This window comes from Flagellimonas allohymeniacidonis (genome assembly GCF_004296335.1).
In the GTDB taxonomy this organism is placed as follows: Bacteria; Bacteroidota; Bacteroidia; order Flavobacteriales; family Flavobacteriaceae; genus Flagellimonas; species Flagellimonas allohymeniacidonis.
Genome location: NZ_SGIU01000001.1, coordinates 1,421,406 through 1,439,712, shown reverse-complemented (window position 1 = coordinate 1,439,712; position 18,307 = coordinate 1,421,406). Strand labels below are relative to the sequence as shown.

Annotated in this window: 19 protein-coding genes; 10 read left to right on the top strand and 9 right to left on the bottom strand. The window is 41.0% G+C overall.

The annotated features are described in order from the left end of the window. Positions 1-35: 35 nt before the first annotated feature. Entirely contained in the window at positions 36-884 is an 849-nt protein-coding gene (gene purU, locus EW142_RS06580; RefSeq protein ID WP_130611397.1) for a formyltetrahydrofolate deformylase, read from the bottom strand. 144 nt (positions 885-1,028) lie between these two features. Here purU and EW142_RS06575 point away from each other — a divergent pair, with 144 nt between their 5' ends. Continuing rightward, a complete protein-coding gene (locus tag EW142_RS06575) occupies positions 1,029-4,487 on the top strand; it encodes a methylmalonyl-CoA mutase family protein (RefSeq protein ID WP_130611394.1) in 3,459 nt (1,152 codons plus the stop codon). A 28-nt stretch (positions 4,488-4,515) separates the two neighbouring features. Here EW142_RS06575 and EW142_RS06570 read toward each other — a convergent pair whose 3' ends face one another. Further along, the gene (locus EW142_RS06570; RefSeq protein ID WP_240740170.1) at positions 4,516-4,890 is read right to left on the bottom strand and encodes a TIGR03643 family protein; all 375 of its coding nucleotides are present in this window, start codon (positions 4,888-4,890) and stop codon (positions 4,516-4,518) included. 152 nt (positions 4,891-5,042) lie between these two features. Between EW142_RS06570 and EW142_RS06565 the strand changes: the two genes are divergently transcribed. Together EW142_RS06565 and EW142_RS06560 are read left to right on the top strand one after the other, a co-directional pair. After that, on the top strand, positions 5,043-5,483 hold the full coding sequence (locus tag EW142_RS06565; RefSeq protein ID WP_130611388.1) for an Lrp/AsnC family transcriptional regulator: 441 nt from the start codon (positions 5,043-5,045) through the stop codon (positions 5,481-5,483). 78 nt (positions 5,484-5,561) lie between these two features. Further along, a complete protein-coding gene (locus EW142_RS06560) occupies positions 5,562-6,974 on the top strand; it encodes an alpha/beta hydrolase (RefSeq protein ID WP_130611385.1) in 1,413 nt (470 codons plus the stop codon). On the opposite strand, the gene EW142_RS06555 is transcribed toward EW142_RS06560, so the two are convergent. Further along, complete coding sequence (locus EW142_RS06555) at positions 6,961-7,698, bottom strand: DJ-1/PfpI family protein (protein ID WP_130611382.1); 738 nt, start codon at positions 7,696-7,698, stop codon at positions 6,961-6,963. The two genes, EW142_RS06560 and EW142_RS06555, sit on opposite strands and share 14 nt — an antisense overlap. An 82-nt stretch (positions 7,699-7,780) precedes the next feature. Here EW142_RS06555 and EW142_RS06550 point away from each other — a divergent pair, with 82 nt between their 5' ends. After that, positions 7,781-8,416 carry a DUF1684 domain-containing protein gene (locus EW142_RS06550; RefSeq protein WP_130611379.1) on the top strand — a complete coding sequence of 212 codons (636 nt, stop codon included), beginning with the start codon at positions 7,781-7,783 and terminating at the stop codon, positions 8,414-8,416. A gap of 54 nt (positions 8,417-8,470) precedes the next feature. Here EW142_RS06550 and EW142_RS06545 read toward each other — a convergent pair whose 3' ends face one another. From EW142_RS06545 to EW142_RS06525, 5 genes are all read right to left on the bottom strand, one after another. Next, positions 8,471-9,601 carry an outer membrane beta-barrel protein gene (locus EW142_RS06545; RefSeq protein ID WP_130611377.1) on the bottom strand — a complete coding sequence of 377 codons (1,131 nt, stop codon included), beginning with the start codon at positions 9,599-9,601 and terminating at the stop codon, positions 8,471-8,473. A 114-nt stretch (positions 9,602-9,715) separates the two neighbouring features. Further along, a complete protein-coding gene (locus EW142_RS06540; protein ID WP_130611374.1) occupies positions 9,716-10,972 on the bottom strand; it encodes an ammonium transporter in 1,257 nt (418 codons plus the stop codon). A gap of 34 nt (positions 10,973-11,006) precedes the next feature. Beyond that, positions 11,007-11,345, bottom strand: coding sequence for a P-II family nitrogen regulator (locus tag EW142_RS06535; protein ID WP_130611371.1), 339 nt, complete (start codon positions 11,343-11,345; stop codon positions 11,007-11,009). Between the two features lie 270 nt (positions 11,346-11,615). Beyond that, positions 11,616-11,990 carry a fluoride efflux transporter CrcB gene (gene crcB / locus EW142_RS06530; protein WP_130611368.1) on the bottom strand — a complete coding sequence of 125 codons (375 nt, stop codon included), beginning with the start codon at positions 11,988-11,990 and terminating at the stop codon, positions 11,616-11,618. Between the two features lie 16 nt (positions 11,991-12,006). Continuing rightward, positions 12,007-12,186: a hypothetical protein gene (locus tag EW142_RS06525; protein WP_130611365.1), complete on the bottom strand. Its 180-nt coding sequence runs from the start codon at positions 12,184-12,186 to the stop codon at positions 12,007-12,009. A 339-nt stretch (positions 12,187-12,525) separates the two neighbouring features. Here EW142_RS06525 and EW142_RS06515 point away from each other — a divergent pair, with 339 nt between their 5' ends. Then, positions 12,526-12,912: a pyrophosphohydrolase domain-containing protein gene (locus EW142_RS06515; protein WP_130611359.1), complete on the top strand. Its 387-nt coding sequence runs from the start codon at positions 12,526-12,528 to the stop codon at positions 12,910-12,912. A 27-nt stretch (positions 12,913-12,939) separates the two neighbouring features. Here the strand turns inward: EW142_RS06515 and EW142_RS06510 are convergent, their stop codons facing one another. Next, positions 12,940-14,007 (bottom strand): branched-chain amino acid aminotransferase, encoded by a 1,068-nt coding sequence (locus EW142_RS06510; protein ID WP_130611356.1) that lies wholly within the window; start codon positions 14,005-14,007, stop codon positions 12,940-12,942. Positions 14,008-14,113: 106 nt separating this feature from the next. On the opposite strand from EW142_RS06510, the gene EW142_RS06505 reads away from it, so the two are divergent. The 5 genes from EW142_RS06505 to dnaJ all read left to right on the top strand — a co-directional run bounded on the left by EW142_RS06505 (position 14,114) and on the right by dnaJ (position 18,166). After that, positions 14,114-14,584 carry a DUF4920 domain-containing protein gene (locus EW142_RS06505; RefSeq protein ID WP_130611353.1) on the top strand — a complete coding sequence of 157 codons (471 nt, stop codon included), beginning with the start codon at positions 14,114-14,116 and terminating at the stop codon, positions 14,582-14,584. Positions 14,585-14,586: 2 nt separating this feature from the next. Continuing rightward, complete coding sequence (gene mnmC2 / locus EW142_RS06500) at positions 14,587-15,249, top strand: tRNA (5-methylaminomethyl-2-thiouridine)(34)-methyltransferase MnmC2 (RefSeq protein ID WP_130611350.1); 663 nt, start codon at positions 14,587-14,589, stop codon at positions 15,247-15,249. 138 nt (positions 15,250-15,387) lie between these two features. Further along, positions 15,388-16,350, top strand: coding sequence for a TIGR01777 family oxidoreductase (locus EW142_RS06495; protein ID WP_130611347.1), 963 nt, complete (start codon positions 15,388-15,390; stop codon positions 16,348-16,350). A gap of 128 nt (positions 16,351-16,478) precedes the next feature. After that, complete coding sequence (locus EW142_RS06490; RefSeq protein ID WP_130611344.1) at positions 16,479-17,042, top strand: nucleotide exchange factor GrpE; 564 nt, start codon at positions 16,479-16,481, stop codon at positions 17,040-17,042. Positions 17,043-17,050: 8 nt separating this feature from the next. Next, the gene (gene dnaJ, locus EW142_RS06485) at positions 17,051-18,166 is read left to right on the top strand and encodes a molecular chaperone DnaJ (protein ID WP_130611341.1); all 1,116 of its coding nucleotides are present in this window, start codon (positions 17,051-17,053) and stop codon (positions 18,164-18,166) included. Positions 18,167-18,307: the final 141 nt, after the last annotated feature.

Below are 18,307 nucleotides of genomic sequence, written 5' to 3'. Positions count from 1 at the left end.
TTAATTACCTAAAAATCTGCTTATTGTTGAAAAGTTTAAGCGAAGATGACCGTCTTGTTGTTATACACCATCGTTTTATGGGTAACATGGAGCTTCACGGCTCTGGATAGGACAATTTTCTCCAAATCCCTGCCTTTGGCCAAAAAATCTTTGATGGAATGTGTGTGAGACACAGTGGTGACATCCTGCTCAATGATGGGACCGGCATCCAACTCTTCAGTCACATAATGACTTGTCGCACCAATGATTTTAACACCCCTTTCAAAAGCCGCGTGATAAGGTTTAGCACCGGCAAAGGCGGGTAAAAAAGAATGGTGGATATTAATGATTTTATTGGGGAATACATCGATGATTCGTGGGGAAACAATTTGCATGTATCGAGCCAAGACAATGAAATCTACTTGGTGTTCCTTTAAAAGCTTGAGCTGCTTCTGTTCTGCTTCGGCCTTGTTTTCCCTGTTCACCGGGATATGATAGTAGGGAATGTCAAATTGTTGGGCAATGTTCCCAAGGTCTTTGTGATTGCTCAAAATAAAGGGAATGTCGACCAAGAGTTCTCCAGAGTGGTATCTACTCAAAAGGTCATACAAACAATGGTTGTACTTTGAAACAAAGATGGCCATTTTGGGTTTATCGCCACCTAAGTGGATACTCCATTCCATGCCATATCTCTCGGCCAGTTCCTGGGAAAACTGAGATTTGAAGGTTTCTACATTGATTTCCGAAATGAACTCACTTTCCAACCGCATAAAAAAAACACCAGCCTGTTTGTCCACATGCTGGTCCAAATAAATAACGTTCCCTTCGTTCCTGGAAATAAAACCGGTTACGTTATGAATGATTCCCGATTGATCTTGGCAGTGAATAAGGATGGTCAGATTCATGAATCTTGATTTTCACCTTCCAAAATTATGGTATTGGGAAAAAGTATGTCCATCATTCTAATATTTTTATAAAATTCTAAGTAAAAACGAATTTGAGTTGCGTTTTCCGTAAATTGCGGGTCGAATTTTGACTCAAATTTGACAATGGAGCAAGCAAAGCCCTACCAACCAAAAAATAAAATCAGAATTGTTACTGCGGCCTCTCTCTTTGATGGACACGATGCAGCTATCAACATCATGCGAAGAATTATTCAGGCCACTGGTGTGGAAGTGATTCATTTGGGTCATGATAGGAGCGTTGCCGAAGTTGTCGATTGCGCAATTCAAGAAGATGCCAACGCCATTGCCATGACCTCGTACCAAGGGGGGCATAACGAGTATTTTCGATACATGTACGATTTGCTCCAAGAGCGTAATGCCGGGCACATCAAAATTTTTGGTGGCGGAGGTGGAGTTATTCTGCCGAAGGAGATCAAAGAATTAATGGATTATGGCATCGAACGAATATACTCTCCTGACGACGGCCGCGAAATGGGCCTACAAGGCATGATCAATGATTTGGTACAGCGATGTGATTCCGAAGTATCTGATTTGGAACCCTCTCAACAGGAAAAGCTCTGTGGGTTGTTAAAGGAAAAGCATCCCAATACCATAGCCAGAATCATTTCGTTGGCTGAAAATAAATGGGATCTTTTTACCGCCTACCAAAAACAGATGGAATCCCTCAAAAAAGATATTCCCGTTCTTGGTATAACAGGCACAGGGGGTGCAGGAAAGTCAAGTTTGGTGGATGAGTTGGTCCGAAGATTTCTAAAGGATTTTCCAAATAAACATATAGGTATTATTTCCGTGGATCCATCCAAAAGGAAGACCGGGGGTGCCCTGCTAGGAGATCGTATCCGAATGAATGCGATAAGCAATGAAAGGGTGTATATGCGTTCCTTGGCTACTCGCCAATCCAACTTGGCACTTTCCAAACATGTGGCGGAAGCGGTTGAAGTTTTGAAAGCTGCTAACTACGACCTAATAATTCTTGAAACCTCTGGAATTGGGCAATCGGACACTGAAATATTGGAGCACAGCGATGTATCGTTGTATGTGATGACTCCAGAGTTTGGTGCTGCCACACAGCTCGAAAAAATAGACATGCTCGATTTTGCCGACGTTGTAGCAATAAACAAGTTCGACAAAAGAGGAGCACTTGATGCCCTACGGGATGTGAAAAAGCAATATATGCGCAACCATGGACTATGGGATACTTCCATGGACGACCTTCCTATTTTTGGTACCATTGCTTCCCAATTTAATGACCCGGGCATGAATCGACTCTATAGGGTCGTGATGAACACCCTGGTTGCAAAAGCCAACGCCCAACTAGATTCCAACTTGGAAGTTTCGGAGGAGATGACCGAGAAAATTTTTGTTATACCGCCCGCCCGAACACGCTACCTCTCTGAAATAGCGGAGAACAACCGTTTATATGATACCAAGGTTGATGGTCAGGCTCAAATTGCGCAAAAGCTGTATGGTATATACTTGACCTTGGTTTCGGTGGTAAATGGGGAATCCGCGGAGAATCAGTTGAATTACCTAATAAAATCGGGATTGGATGAGGAAAAAATCTTGGGTGCAGCAGATGAGGAAGAATCCAAAGATCTAATAGGACTCCTGATCAAGGAGTTTGATCGGGTAAAAATGGATTTTGATCCGCATAACTGGGAATTGCTTTTGAAATGGAACGAGAAAGTAGGTCGTTACAAGAATGAGATATACGCCTTTAAAGTTCGCAATAAGGAAATTCAAATACAAACCCATACCGAATCCCTTTCCCATAGTCAAATACCAAAAATAGCGTTACCAAAATATCAAGCATGGGGAGATTTACTTCGCTGGATGCTTCAGGAAAATGTTCCTGGTGAATTTCCGTATACCTCTGGATTATATCCCTTCAAAAGGGAAGGGGAGGATCCTACTCGAATGTTTGCTGGGGAAGGCGGTCCAGAACGTACCAATAAACGCTTTCATTATGTGAGTTTGGATATGCCGGCCAAAAGACTCTCAACGGCATTTGATTCGGTTACCTTATATGGAAACGACCCTGACCATCGCCCGGATATTTATGGCAAAATTGGAAATGCGGGGGTTTCTATTTGCTGTTTGGATGATGCCAAAAAATTGTACTCTGGGTTTGATTTGAGCGACCCAATGACTTCCGTGAGCATGACCATCAATGGCCCAGCACCTATGTTGCTTGCGTATTTTCTCAATTCAGCTATAGACCAAAATTGTGAAAAATACATCCTTGAAAACGGCCTACAAGATGAAGTTGAAAAGAAGATAAAGTCCATCTTCAAGCAAAAAAAGTCCAAACAACCCAAGTACAGCGGCAAACTTCCGGAAGGAAACAATGGTTTGGGGTTGATGCTCTTAGGGGTAACTGGGGATATGGTGCTTCCTAAAGAGACCTATGCCCAAATCAAAAAAGACACCTTGAACCAGATTCGCGGAACTGTTCAAGCGGATATTTTAAAGGAAGATCAAGCCCAAAATACTTGTATATTTTCTACAGAGTTTGCTTTGCGCTTAATGGGAGATGTACAAGAATATTTTATTGATCATCAAGTACGGAACTTTTATTCGGTTTCCATTTCCGGATATCACATTGCCGAGGCAGGCGCAAACCCAATCACCCAATTGGCCTTTACGCTTTCCAACGGATTTACCTATGTGGAATACTACTTAAGCAGAGGGATGGACATCAACAAGTTTGGCCCCAACCTGTCCTTCTTCTTTTCCAATGGGGTCGACCCGGAATATGCTGTGATTGGAAGGGTGGCACGCAGAATTTGGGCGAAAGCACTTCGGGATAAATATGGTGCGGACCCAAGGGCCCAAATGCTCAAATATCATATTCAAACTTCGGGAAGGAGCCTTCATGCACAAGAAATAGACTTCAATGACATACGAACGACCTTGCAAGCGCTTTATGCCATTTATGATAATTGTAATTCGTTGCATACCAACGCTTATGATGAGGCTATTACGACACCAACGGAAGAATCGGTGCGAAGGGCCATGGCCATTCAGTTGATCATTAATAAAGAATTGGGGTTGGCCAAAAATGAAAACCCCATGCAGGGATCCTTCATAATCGAAGAGCTTACCGATTTGGTGGAACAGGCAGTGCTATTGGAATTTGATCGAATAACAGAACGCGGAGGCGTATTGGGAGCTATGGAGACCATGTACCAACGTTCTAAAATTCAAGAAGAAAGTCTACACTACGAAACCCTGAAGCACACGGGGCAGTATCCAATCATTGGGGTCAATACCTTCTTGAGTTCCAAAGGATCACCTACCATTTTACCAGCTGAGGTAATTCGAGCCACCGAGGAAGAAAAACTAAATCAAATTGATACCCTTCAAAACTTGCACAAAAGAAATAAGGACGAGTCTGAAGAGCAACTGGAAGAACTCCAAAAGGCAGCAGTACATAATGAAAACATGTTCGAGAAGTTGATGGAGGTCTCCAAATTTTGTTCTTTGGGACAAATCACAACGGCCCTATTCGAAGTTGGGGGACAGTATAGAAGAAATATGTAAAGAAAGACAGGACGAAAAGGGGCTAATTTTATTCATCACTTCCGTTTTGGAATGACTTTCGCCATTTTTTAAAGGAGCTTCTAAAGGTCTTGATTTCCTTTCGCAACAAGTTCAAATATTCCTTTTCTGCGACCCCATCTTTTTCAAGGCCATTGCAGTAGGCCAAAATGTTTTGGGTCATAATGTGAATAAAGGACAAACTTCTCATTCGAACACTGTAGGATTGACTTTGGGCCACATGCTCTACTTCCTTCGTGATCAGAGTGGCATCGGTCACCAAAGATTTCGAAATATCATCTCGAAAACTTCCATACCTTTTCAATGAGAAAAAATCCGTGTTGTACGAAAAATAACCGGCAATGGCCTCGCTCATGTCACGAAGTGCCAGAGATTTACGATACATTCTGTGAGAATTTAAGGAACTCCCTTCCATAACTTTTTATAGCAATAAATACCCTTAAAATTAGTTATGAAAAAGAAAATGTAACTTTACAATCAATAGTGTATTTAAAATTTTGCTATTGAATCAAAAGAAATTTGAGTTTTTTTTTACGGATGAAAATTGACGAGTTAAATTGGGAAATTCTTAACAGTCTACAACAAAATGCAAGGGAGACTTTTGCCAATATTGGTAGGAAAGTCGGTTTAACACCTCCAGCAGTTGCAGAACGGGTTAAAAAGATGGAAGATCTAGGGTTGATCGAGGGTTATGGAGCCCATGTTTCGTATGCAAAAGCCGGACATCAGTTGAAGGCAATCATCATGTTGAGGGCCTTTATGGGGAAATTGAAACCTTTTTTGGAAAAGGTAAAATCCTTTGATGAAGTGGTCAATTGTTACCGAATCACAGGTAATGAAAACATTATCATGGAGGTTGTTTTAAAAGATCAGTCGCATTTGGAAAAATTCATTGATAAGCTGATTATTTATGGAGAATGCAGAACGCATATTGTGCTGTCCAATGTTATTTCCAATGCACATATCAAACCCAGCTAGGTTTCCTTGGCAATATGGTTTAACTTTAAATATGCCAAACGAATTTTGATTTGGCGAGATTTTTGCTATCAAAAAGCTATGAAAAAAATTGCACCTCTCCTTAGCATTGTTTTTACTGTTTATTTGGGTTTTGGCCAACAAATGGTTTTACCGAAGGGTAAAGTGATAGATTCTTTAAAAATTCATGATAGCATTCCGGGGACATATTCCCTTTACCTCCCTAAAAATTTTGAAACCTCTAAAAAATGGCCTCTTCTCTTTGTATTTGATTTTGATGGTGAACCAGAGTGCTTAACGGCCTCTTTTGTTCCTGCAGTAGAAGAGGAAGGTTACGTTCTTGCTACCCTTGCCTTATCTGATACGGTTTCCTTGACCAACAACATGATAAAAACAGGAAAAGCCTTGGAGCGGGTCGCCAAAACTTTACCCATAAATACAAGCAGAATCTATACCAGCGGGAAAAACTCCGGTGCAAGATATGCTTCACTTACTCCAATTTTTTTAAAGGGCGTTCAGGGCATTATATCCATAAATGCTTCCATAGTCAACACGGAGTTGTTGAATGCGAAAAAACCATTTCACTACGTGGGTGTTGTGCAGGAAGACAGTTACGTTTACTCTGAGATGCTTGGAACTCAAAAAGTATTGAACCGCTATAAGTTTCCCAACCAGGTTTTGATTGTGGACAAAGAGGAAAATGATTTGGCAAAGCCGTATTTGAAAAAGGCCATGCAAATTTTCACCCTGTCCGCCATGGGGAAGGGATGGACGATAAAAGATTCAGTATATATCGAAAACTTGTACCAGAAGGATGTTTTGAAGGTCAGCCAATTGAAGGCCAAAGGCCAGTTGATCTTGGCAGAGCAATACCTCAAAGAACTCTTTTCAATTTATGGGATTCATAAAAATCTGGACTCGTTAAGAGGAGTGCAACGGGAATTAAGAAAGGACCGCACCTTCAAAGCCATGAAAAGAGCTGAAAACTCAACTTTCTTCAAAGAATCATTACTAAAGGAAGATTTTGCCTATTATATGGATGAAGATGTGCGCACCCATAATTTCAATAATTTAGGATGGTGGAACTATCAAATGAATGAAATAGATAAGTTCATCAACGGACCCAATATCCATGAGAAAAAAATGGGGAATCGATTAAAGGGATATGTCAATGCCCTTGCCGAAGACACAATTGACTTGGTAAGTTCCGAGGAATTGGTCGATGAGGATGCGCTGGCATTTTTGTACATGCTTAAAACGTTGACCGCCCCACAAGATTTTGATTACTACTTGAATATCATTTCGTTGAGCGCCAAGAACGAGGATTTTGGCACCTCACTCTTTTATCTGGAAGAGGCCCTCAAAAAAGGCTTTAAGGACACCGAAAAGCTTTATGGCCTTGAAAACACAGCTTTGCTTCGTATCAATCCAAAATTTAATAGTCTGATGGCCAAGTACTTGAAAGAATCGCGTTATGAGATCAATGAGGAATAGACTTAGGGACACTTGCTAGATTCCAATCAATAACCAATCCTCCTGCCAGGGATTTCGCAATTTCCTCACCATACAGATATTCACATAGGTAGAGGGCAGCTTCAAAGCTCTTGGCCCCTCCAGCCGAAGTAATATACTTTCCATCATGTACAAAAAGAACACTGTCTTTCACCTGAAGGTGTGGAAACATGGCGCGATATTTCTGTATATCGCTGGGGAAAGTGGTTGAGGCGACACTGTCCAGCAATCCTGCTTTGGCCAAAACAAAGGCACCATCGCAGTGGGAGGTAATAAATAAGGCATCATTATCTACCTTTTTAATGAAATTCAGCATGGCGGTATCGTTAAGATCTGTGTCTAAATGGTGCTCTGCGCTGGGGACCACCAAAATATCTATTTTGGGAATTGAATCCTTGGTGTAGTCAAAATCAGGAAGTATTCGAACCCCTTCAAACGAGGTAATGGGCTTAAGCGTATTTGCTACAGTAAAGGTGTTCATCGCTTTAATGTTCTCACGATATTGGGTATGCTGAAAGATGTCGTAGGGTGCTGTGAACTCCGTGTTGTATACGCCATCCATAATCAAGAAAGCAACATTGTACCGGTTGGGTTCAAGCTTGGGAAGGTAGCGTGTTTCCTCAACTTTTTCTACCAAGTCTTTGGAGGGGTTTTTACAAGATGCTATGCTTACCACAAGAAGAAATACCAATAAATTCCTATACATGTTTTCTTATTTTGAACTGATGCTGTTACGAAGGTACCACTATGCTTGATTTATTCTACTTTTGAAAAATCGAAATTGAACCATGAAGAAGATTTTATTGATCCTCCTTTTGATGCTTTCGTGCGGAAAGGGGAAAAAGTATCACGATTCCAAAAATGAACTTGCCATTGACTCCGAAGTTGAGCAAGAAATTTTGGATTTCCAGAAGCAGCTCAACCAAACGTTTGAAAATCCCAAAACATCTCCCTTGCCCGATAGATTTCGCAAAGACTTTGAAGGGTTGGATTTCTTCCCCGCTGATACCACGTATCGAATTGTGGCCAAATTTGAAAGAACTCCGGATGCCGAACCCTTCTTCATGCCTACTACCACCAAGGAGAAAACGGAAGAGGTGGTTTACGGTATCGCATCTTTTGAATTGAACGGAGTATCTCATCAGCTTGAGATTTATCAAACCCCAAGTTTGTTGTCCCAAGAAAAGTATAAGGATTATCTGTTTTTGCCCTTTTTGGATGAGACCAATGGTGAGGAAACCTATGGTGGAGGACGCTACTTGGATTTAACGATCCCGGAAGGAGATTCTATTATAATCGACTTCAACAAGGCTTATAATCCCTATTGCGTTTATAACAAAAAGTACTCCTGCCCTCTAGTGCCAAGGCAAAATTATTTGAGAACTAAAGTGAGAGCAGGAGTGAAAAATTTTACTAAGGATTAAAAAAGCCTTAATCCCTGGGGAAAAAGGCTTTTTATATTGTGTCGTTCGATTTTACTAGAACGAGTATATAGCTGCCAATAGGAATGAAGCTAGACTATCACCGGGCTCTAAATCGCTATCCAAAAAGAAATCGTCGGAAGCACTGTCCAATCGCAATTCAGGCTTAATGATCAAATCCCCGATGGTAGCGCTACCGGTCAACGTTACCGCGATCACATCAGAATCTTCTACCCCTGTTCCAATGGCTCCAAAGTTTCCGGATTCTGCAAAATACTCTCCTCTTAAACCAATAGTGAAGTTTTCAGAAGTCGCCAATTGTGGATATAGAGCAACACCGTAGAATCCTAGGTCGTCAGTATCTTGATAAGTCGCATTGATTCCCAAAAAGAAATCCTCGGTAACATCAAAGCCTCCCGTAAAATCAACTTGGAAAAGAGATTCAACATCACCTTCAACCAATTCTCCCGCACCATTTACAAATTCCTCGTCACCTTGCTTACCATAGATGAAGTTTAGGAACTGACCGCTATACCCCAATTGCGCTCCAAAAGATAATTCACCAAAAGGGTTGAAATCTGTAAAGTCAGTTGGGTTTAAAATCGCTAACATGGCCGACCAGTCATTGCCCAAATCAAAATCCGCTTTGATTCCTGTATGGGAGAATGGCCCATAAGAGAACATGTAAGAGGTACTGTAGTTGAAGTTAGCCGATGGAGAGATTACCTCATACCCTAAGAAGGTATTAAAGTTACCAAAGGTAAGGGTAGTGCTCTCACTTACATTCCAGTACACATACAACTGGTTTACAATGGCAGGAGAACCAAAGGAATTGAACACGGCGTCCTCACCCCTTGGGCCAAATACCAAGTCAGCCACAAATCCTACTTTTTCACCTTCGTACCCGGCTATCAAGTTCACCATACCGATGGCAAAACCTGGGTCATTGGCAAAAGAAGTTCCAGGAGCGGCTGGAGTAAATACACCGGTTAAGTCTCCAGCGGTATCAAATGCCGGAATTTCCTTGTTCAATCCATTGAAGTTGCTTCGAAAATAAGCATCGACCGTACCACTAAAAGTAAATTTTGGTTTTTCCTCTTCCTCTTGTGCAAAAACACCAACAGAGGTAAGCGCCAAGGCTGCAAAAGCTAAATTTTTTACGAACTTTGTGTTTATAATCGTTTTCATAATATCATCTTTTAGGTGTTCCGTTTTCGGAACATTTAATTGTTTAATTGAGTTTAAATGTGAAAAGGTTATTCAACGGAGCGTTTGGCAGAACGCTCCGTTTCCTTTTATATGTTAATGTTGGTTCATTCTGAAATCGGCATAGGCATCCATTCCATGTTCGTGGATGTCCAAACCTTCCAGTTCTTCTTGTTCGGAAACCCGAAGTCCAGAAACTTTCTTGATAACAAAGAGAATGATGAAACCAGCGACACTACAGAAAGTAGCGGCGGCCCCAACGCCAGCAAGTTGTACCAAGAATTGGTCGAAACCTGCTAGCTGACCGAAGATACCAACGGCCAAGGTTCCCCAAATACCACAGATCAAGTGGACGGCAACGGCACCAACAGGGTCATCAAGCTTCAACTTATCGATAAGTGCAACACCAGCTACAATGATAATTCCGGCCAAAAGACCTATAATCACAGCTTCGTTGGGCGACATTTGGTCCGCACCAGCCGTAATACCTACCAATCCGCCCAAAATACCGTTAAGGAACATGGTAAGATCGTAGTTTTTGTAAGCCAACAAAGAGGTAATAAAAGCAGATACCCCGCCTGCGGCAGCGGCCAAAGAGGTAGTAACCAGAACTAAAGAAGTCAATTCTGGGTCTGCAGAAAGCACGGAACCTCCGTTAAATCCAAACCATCCCAACCAGAGAATCAATACCCCGGCGGCAGTAAGTGGTAGGTTGTGCCCTGGAATTGCCTTGGGTTTACCATCTTCACCAAATTTACCAATACGGGCTCCCAAAAGGAAAATAGCAATAAGAGCGCCCCATCCACCTACAGAGTGAACCAAAGTGGAACCTGCGAAATCGTAAAATCCTTCAGCGTCTCCATAAGAAAGGGAAGAAAGGAAACCACCACCCCATTGCCATGATCCAACGATTGGATAGACCACGCCTACGTAAATAATGGTGAAAAGCATGAAGCTGCCCAGCTTGACACGCTCAGCAACGGCTCCAGAAACTATGGTTGCCGCTGTTGCAGCGAACATTCCTTGAAACAAGAAATCGGTCCACCAAGTGTAACCTCCATCGGCATACTCGGGTGTCATCCCATTTTCAGGGGCTGCAATCCCAAAACCTGCAAATTTTAAGAAACCTGCATCTCCATCTTCAAATCCGGGATACATTAAATTAAATCCTCCGATGTAGTAAAGGAGTAGTCCAACACATATAATAAATACATTCTTAAATAGAATGTTTACTGTGTTTTTTTGTCGGGTAAGTCCAATCTCCAAAAAGGAGAATCCTAAGTGCATGAAGAACACCAGGCCGGTACATACCATCATCCATACGTTATTTGCTGTAAATAATCCTGCGTCCATAATCTTTAAATATTGTTCGTTAGTTAGTTTTTAGTTAGTTGATTCCAGCGCTTCCGCTCTCTTTAGTTCTAATTCGATACGCTTCCACGACGTCGGATACGAAGATTTTTCCGTCTCCTACATTTCCGGTAGCAGCAGAATCCAATAAGGTATTTATCGTTCGTTCCAGAAAGTCATCTGAAACCACGATAACCAAATACCTTCTCTGAATATCTGATGTGCTGTAGGAAATGCCACGGTACACGTGACCTTGTTTTTCATTTCCAACTCCTGTTACATCCCAGTAACTAAAGAAGTTGACCTCAATTTCATGAAGTGCTTTTTTCACCTCATCAAACTTGGATTTTCTGATAATTGCCTCGACTTTTTTCATAATTAAGTAGTTAATTGACGAGCCAAATATATATGAATTGATACAGGACTATCTAAAATTGGGGGTATATGGATGCATTTTTATTCTTATAAAAAAATAACCCCTATTTTTTTAGGGGTATGCAATTTATAATAACACTTTTTTAAAAATATGGTGATTATTTCTTAATCCTAGGAGTGTATAGAGTGCTATTTCATCGAAGAAATAGGTTTTTTCCAGAAAGAATGTTCAGGAATTAACAAATGTTGACGAAAAAAATTGATTTTGTAACTAGTTGGTAAATTTAGAAAACCATAAGCCCAAGGCTACGGCCAAAATACCCAACAAAATACTAGCGCCTGCATAGAGCAGTAAGGGTAGAAATTCCTCAGATTTGATCAATGTGTGCTTTTCAAGGGCAAAAGCTGAAAAGGTGGTGAATCCACCACAAATTCCTGTAGCCAAAAAAAGTGTGCTGTTATAAGATAGGAGGTTGTTTCTTGCTGAAAGTCCAATGATAAAGCCAATCAATAGGCAGCCAATGATATTGACCGTAAGGGTACCTAAGTAAAAATTGCCGACAACTGAATTAAGGGGTTTCGAAATTAGGTATCTAAGAATACTACCTAAGCCCCCACCTAAAAAAACAAGAAGAACCTGTTTCATACCCTAAAGGTACAAACTAAACAGCCTTTTTGTATTCACCTTCACTGGACTCTTTTGGTGTAAGCTTGGCGATTGACGTATCTGAAATAGGTTCAATAGGTTTTTTAAATCTTTCCTTTGCTCCATTGACGCTAAAAACCAACAAAAAAGCATTGATTGCCAAGAGGATAAAAAGGATTGTGAAGAAAGCTATCATCTAGTTACTGGTCTTAACACAACAAAAGTACGTGTTTTCTTAACGAAAACGAGCAGTTCACTGATTTTAGTTGTAAAACCAAAAATTTTTGTAGGGAAATCAATAACCCTGTTAATTTTTAAGGAAATATTTAATCAAGAAGAGAAAAACTACAAATGTTATAAAGGAAAGCATGATCCATTTTACACCCTTATAGTTCTTTTGATGAAGATTTTTGTCCCTTCGATAGGAAACAATCATTACCCCGATGAAAACAACAAAAAAGAGTATTGCGAAAATCAATTGACCGGAGCTGAACATATTTTATATTTTTAGCAAAATTAAGGTAATTCAAAAACAATGAAAAGAAAGATCAAGGCCGTAGAGGAGTTTCATAGTGCCTTTGGATTAGGCATACTCCATAAGCCAAAAGCCAATTTGGGAAGAGATAAAAACCAATTGCGATTTATGCTTATGGACGAAGAAAACAAAGAATATTTGGAGGCGGCAAACATTGGGGATTTGGCAGAGGTGGCCGATGCCCTGGGAGATATGCTGTATATCCTGTGTGGCACCATTTTGGAACACGGTATGCAATATAAGATTGAAGAGGTTTTTGAGGAAATCCAAAAAAGCAACATGAGCAAGTTAGGAGCTGATGGAAAACCCATTTACAGGGAAGATGGCAAGGTATTAAAAGGCCCCAATTACTTTAGACCTGATATCCAAAAAATATTGGACAAATAAAAAAGGCACCTTAAGGTGCCTTTTTTCTTATACTACTTGATGTCGCCAACCGAACTTATCTTCTGCACGGTTGTATTGAATGTCGGTAATTCTTTTTTTGAGTTTTTCGGCATAGCTTTCGGCCAAAACGGGTAAATCATAGTCCATGCCCTTGTATCCGAAACCTGCAATTGGTGAAACCACGGCTGCGGTCCCTGCTCCAAACATTTCTTTCAAGGTCCCATTTTTTGCCGCCTCAACAACTTCATGAACCGAAATTTTGCGCACCTCGGTTGCAATGTTTTCATCTTCGGCAATATCCAAAATACTTTTCCGGGTAATTCCGTCCAAAATACGATCACTGGTTGGGGCTGTAATAAGCGTATCGTTGATACGAACAAAAACGTTCATCGCACCTGCTTCTTCAATGAATTCATGGTTGTTGTCATCTGTCCAAATGACTTGTTGGTACCCTTTTTCGGCAGCCAGTTGGGTTGGATAAAATTGACCAGCATAATTCCCTCCCGCCTTTGCGTAGCCCACTCCGCCATTGGCCGCACGAGAATACTTTTCTTCAATCAAAACCTTGACCTTACCAGAAAAATAAGCCCCAGATGGAGCAAGCGCTATTATAAATTTGTACTCATCAGCAGGGGAGGCATGGAATCCAGACCCAGAAGCGAACATAAACGGTCTAATATATAGGGAACTTCCTGGGTTTTTTGGAACCCAATCTTTTTCCAGCTGCAACAATGCCATCAGACCATCCATGAAATAACTTTCTGGCAACTCTGGAATCGTCAATCGTTCTGCAGATTTATTTAACCTTTTACAGTTTTCCATTGGCCTAAACAACCAAACACCACCTTCCACATCCTTGTAGGCTTTCATACCTTCAAAAATGGATTGGCCATAATGGAAAATTTTAGCTGAAGGTTCCAAGGAAATTGGGCCATAGGGTACAATCTTTGGTTCTTTCCATTCGCCATTTACAAAATCAGAGACCAACATATGGTCCGTGTAGGTACTTCCAAAAGCTAGATTGTCAAAATCCACGTCATGGATTTTTGAAGTGGCAGCTTTTTCTACACGTATATTGTTCACCATTGCTTCCATATCCTTAGAGATTTAGAAGTTAAAATTAGCCATTTATTGTTAGTTTTGGTCTAACCTTAATTCTAATTGTCATTCTTTTTTAGGGATTACACAAATCTTATCGATTATGAAGGTTTTTAACATTTTTGCTATCGTTTTACCAATGTTTTTTGTGGTGCTGGGCAATGCCCAAAAGCAATCGTCCACAGGGTTTTACGGTGAGGAGTTCAAAATGAATCAAGGACATGACATGGCTTCAGAAGTCTATGGTAAAATGGTGTTGAACGACACCATAAAAACCCAATTGACTGGGACAATCAAAGAGGTATGTCAAGTCAAGGGATGCTGGATGAAAGTTGAACTGGAGACCAATGATGAAGTTTTTGTAAAGTTCAAAGACTATGGTTTTTTTGTGCCCACCAATTCCGCCAATAAAAAAGTAGTGCTCAACGGAGTGGCATTCCTTGAGGAAGTCTCAATAGAGGACCAACAACATTATGCAAAGGATAGAGGGGATTCTCAGGAGGAAATTGCCAAGATAAATACCCCAAAAAAAACATTGCGTTTTGAGGCTGACGGAGTACTAATCCGAGATTAGAGGTGAAACGCAAGATAATCCTTACTGCTGATGGTTCAAAGACCATACACCTTGAGGATTGGAACGAGCAATACCATTCAAAGCATGGAGCCATTCAAGAGGCATACCACGTCTTTATCGAGATGGGATTGAGACGTTTTCGGAATACGGATATATCCCTCTTGGAAATTGGTTTTGGAACAGGGCTCAATGCTATCATTACTCTTATTGAGGCCCAAAAACTGAATTTACACCTTGATTATGTCGGAATAGAGGCATTTCCTGTAGAAGAGGAAGTGGTTTCTGAATTGAACTATATTGAACAGTTAGGAGCAGAGCGTTATGAAAAAATATTTCAAAGAATGCATGCGATGAAGTGGGGTGATAAAGAAGAAATTTTTAAGAATTTTCATTTTATCAAGCGTCAAATGCACTTTGAATCGATTAACGATACCGATCTGTTCAACCTCATATATTTTGATGCTTTTGGACCGAGGGTGCAGCCAGACTTATGGACCGTTGCCATTTTTGAGAAAATGTACGGATCGTTAAAACCGGGTGGGATTCTTGTCACCTATTCGGCCAAGGGTAGTGTAAGACGGGCGATGCAAGAGGTTGGCTTTGATGTGGAACGCTTGGCCGGTCCTCCTGGAAAAAGGGAAATGCTTCGAGCCACCAAAGCGTAAAGGATTGCCAATGTCCTGTTAAGGCGTTCTTTTGCTTTATTATAATTTAGGTTAAAGTTTAAACAATTCTGTTAAACCTACACTAATGCCTAATTTACAGTACCTTAAACCTGTACTTTTGCCTTAAAAGTTGATGATATGAAAGTGTTGGTTACAGGAGCCACCGGATTGGTTGGCAAAGCAATTACACAGGCTTTGCACAATCAAGGTATTTCTGTGAATTACTTGACGACCCGAAAGGGAAAAATCGTTTCAAGTGAGGATTATCAGGGTTTTTACTGGAACCCTTCCAAGGGCGAAATAGACCTGAACTGTTTTGAAGATGTATCGGCGGTAATCAACCTGGCCGGTTCCAATATTGCCAAAAGATGGACTTCCTCATACAAAAAGCAAGTGCTCAACAGCAGGTTGAACAGCTTAAAAACGCTTCGCAAAGGCATTGAGCAGATAGGGGATTCAGATATTATTTCATTTGTTTCGGCTTCTGCCATTGGCATTTACCCCAACTCTCTGACCACTTTTTATGAAGAAACGGAAACTTCCGTGGATGATAGTTTTTTGGGAGAAGTGGTTCACGAGTGGGAGAAAGAAATAGACACTTTCAAGAAATTTGATTTCAATGTTGCCGAAATCAGGATTGGGTTGGTTCTCTCAACCGAGGGTGGAGCGCTACCAAAAATAGCAAGGCCCGTGAATTATTATGTAGGGGCCGCATTTGGCAGTGGGGAACAATGGCAATCCTGGATACATATTGATGATTTGGCCCAAATGTTCCTTTTTGTGATTGCAAAGGGACTGCAGGGGACCTTTAATGGTGTGGCACCGAATCCGGTGACCAATACAAAATTGACTAAGGAAATCGCCAAAGTGCTAAAAAGACCTCTTATTTTACCTAATATACCGAAGTTTGTGATGTACGCACTTTTGGGCGAAATGGCTTATGTGCTGTTTGCCAGTCAAAGAGTGAGCAGTAAGCGTATTGAGGAAAAAGGCTTTGTTTTTCAACATACCAATGTATGTGCCGCTTTGGAAGAATTGCTATTGCCAGATTCCCCTAACAATGATTCTAAAATTGATTCCTTTAGTAAGGAATATGTATAAGACCAAGGATTTGTAAGAATTCAACATCCGCCAAAAGGCGGATTTTTTTGTGTTTTGTGATGACATTTTGACATTTTTGGACAATTGGCAGTACTTTTGCCAATCTTAAAAGGAAAACGAATATACCTATGAGCAAAAAAAGCAAGGTTACTGAAATGGAAGAAGAGGTCAAAGACGCTCAAACCATGGAGAATCCTGAGCTGGAAGGAAAAGATATAAACGAGGAAAATCAAGAAGAAGTTTCCGAAGTAGAGCAGTTGCAAGATGATTTGGCCAAGGAAAAAGAAAAATTCCTCAGGCTTTTCGCCGAATTCGAAAATTTCAAAAAGAGAACTTCCAGAGAGCGCATAGAACTTTTTAAAACCGCTGGTCAAGAAGTAATGGTGGCACTTCTACCCGTTATGGACGATTTTGATAGAGCCATGAAAGAACTTGCCAAATCGGAAGATAAAGAAATGTTCAAGGGCGTGGAACTTATAAGCAGCAAGTTTAAGGAAACCTTGAGGAATAAAGGTCTGGAGCAAATCGAAGTTGGACCAGGTGACGTTTTCGATGCAGAGGTTCACGATGCGATTACCCAAATTCCCGCGCCGGATAAGAAAATGAAGGGGAAAATCATTGATGTGGTAGAAAAGGGTTTTAAGCTCGGTGATCGAATAATAAGACACCCCAAAGTGGTTGTTGGTAACTAAAGAGGGTTATGAAGGAGGACTATTACGAAATACTTGGACTTTCGAAAGGAGCGACCGCAGCCGAAATCAAAAAAGCATATCGGAAAAAAGCGATAGAGTTTCATCCAGATAAGAATCCTGGTGATACCAAGGCTGAGGAAATGTTCAAAAAGGCAGCGGAGGCCTATGAAGTTTTGAGTGATCCCGATAAAAAAGCCAAGTACGACCAGTTTGGACATGCTGCATTCGAAGGTGGCGCCGGTTTTGGCGGAGGTGGAATGAACATGGAGGATATCTTCAGTCAATTTGGGGATATCTTCGGAAGTGCTTTTGGTGGCGGTTTTGGTGGTTTTGGTGGTTTTGGAGGCGGTCAACGTCGTGTGAAGGGGAGTAATCTTCGAATTCGCGTTAAGTTGACTTTAGAAGAAGTGGCCAATGGAGTCGAAAAAAAGGTCAAGGTTCGAAGAAAGGTTCAAGCTGAAGGGGTTACCTATCAAACCTGTCCAACCTGCAACGGAAGCGGGCAAGTAACCAAAATTACCAATACCATATTGGGTCGTATGCAAACGGCTACTACCTGCACTACCTGTGGGGGAGCCGGACAAACCATTGACCAACGACCTGCTGGAGCCGATGCCCAGGGACTGACCTCAGTTGAAGAAACGGTTTCCATCAAAATACCACCAGGGGTTGAAGATGGGATGCAGTTGAAAGTCTCCGGAAAAGGAAATGGGGCACCCGGCAATGGCATTTCAGGTGACCTTTTAGTTGCTATCGAAACTGAAGAGCATAAAAGCCTAAAGCGCGAAGGGGACAATCTACATTATGACTTGTATATCAGTTTTTCCGAAGCGGTTTTGGGAAGTTCACGGGAAATAGACACCGTAAGTGGAAAGGCCCGCATTAAATTGGAACCCGGAATCCAATCAGGAAAAATACTAAGACTTCGGGGGAAGGGAATTTCGAGCTTAAATGGCTATGGATCAGGAGATTTATTGGTTCATGTGAATGTTTGGACACCTAAGGAATTGAACCGTGAACAGCGGGAATTCTTTGAAAAAATGAGGGAAGATGAAAATTTTATACCCAAGCCACAGAAGTCGGATAAATCTTTCTTCGAAAAGGTTAAAGATATGTTCTCTTAGCAATAAAAAGTTTTAGGTTTAAATAAAAAACGTATATTTGAAATTGATGTTGGGAGACCAATATCTAATTTTCTTTTTCATAGCAATTTTTTTCCCATCCTTGAATTTTTTTGAGGGTGGGTTTTGTTTTTTTGGAGAAGA

Bases quoted from the DNA above. Each gene is read 5' to 3' on its own strand.
- purU (WP_130611397.1), bottom strand. From the start codon at position 884: ATGAATCTGACCATCCTTATTCACTGCCAAGATCAATCGGGAATCATT.
- EW142_RS06575 (WP_130611394.1), top strand. From the start codon at position 1,029: ATGGAGCAAGCAAAGCCCTACCAACCAAAAAATAAAATCAGAATTGTT.
- EW142_RS06570 (WP_240740170.1), bottom strand. From the start codon at position 4,890: ATGTATCGTAAATCTCTGGCACTTCGTGACATGAGCGAGGCCATTGCC.
- EW142_RS06565 (WP_130611388.1), top strand. From the start codon at position 5,043: ATGAAAATTGACGAGTTAAATTGGGAAATTCTTAACAGTCTACAACAA.
- EW142_RS06560 (WP_130611385.1), top strand. From the start codon at position 5,562: ATGAAAAAAATTGCACCTCTCCTTAGCATTGTTTTTACTGTTTATTTG.
- EW142_RS06555 (WP_130611382.1), bottom strand. From the start codon at position 7,698: ATGTATAGGAATTTATTGGTATTTCTTCTTGTGGTAAGCATAGCATCT.
- EW142_RS06550 (WP_130611379.1), top strand. From the start codon at position 7,781: ATGAAGAAGATTTTATTGATCCTCCTTTTGATGCTTTCGTGCGGAAAG.
- EW142_RS06545 (WP_130611377.1), bottom strand. From the start codon at position 9,601: ATGAAAACGATTATAAACACAAAGTTCGTAAAAAATTTAGCTTTTGCA.
- EW142_RS06540 (WP_130611374.1), bottom strand. From the start codon at position 10,972: ATGGACGCAGGATTATTTACAGCAAATAACGTATGGATGATGGTATGT.
- EW142_RS06535 (WP_130611371.1), bottom strand. From the start codon at position 11,345: ATGAAAAAAGTCGAGGCAATTATCAGAAAATCCAAGTTTGATGAGGTG.
- crcB (WP_130611368.1), bottom strand. From the start codon at position 11,990: ATGAAACAGGTTCTTCTTGTTTTTTTAGGTGGGGGCTTAGGTAGTATT.
- EW142_RS06525 (WP_130611365.1), bottom strand. From the start codon at position 12,186: ATGATAGCTTTCTTCACAATCCTTTTTATCCTCTTGGCAATCAATGCT.
- EW142_RS06515 (WP_130611359.1), top strand. From the start codon at position 12,526: ATGAAAAGAAAGATCAAGGCCGTAGAGGAGTTTCATAGTGCCTTTGGA.
- EW142_RS06510 (WP_130611356.1), bottom strand. From the start codon at position 14,007: ATGGAAGCAATGGTGAACAATATACGTGTAGAAAAAGCTGCCACTTCA.
- EW142_RS06505 (WP_130611353.1), top strand. From the start codon at position 14,114: ATGAAGGTTTTTAACATTTTTGCTATCGTTTTACCAATGTTTTTTGTG.
- EW142_RS06495 (WP_130611347.1), top strand. From the start codon at position 15,388: ATGAAAGTGTTGGTTACAGGAGCCACCGGATTGGTTGGCAAAGCAATT.
- EW142_RS06490 (WP_130611344.1), top strand. From the start codon at position 16,479: ATGAGCAAAAAAAGCAAGGTTACTGAAATGGAAGAAGAGGTCAAAGAC.
- dnaJ (WP_130611341.1), top strand. From the start codon at position 17,051: ATGAAGGAGGACTATTACGAAATACTTGGACTTTCGAAAGGAGCGACC.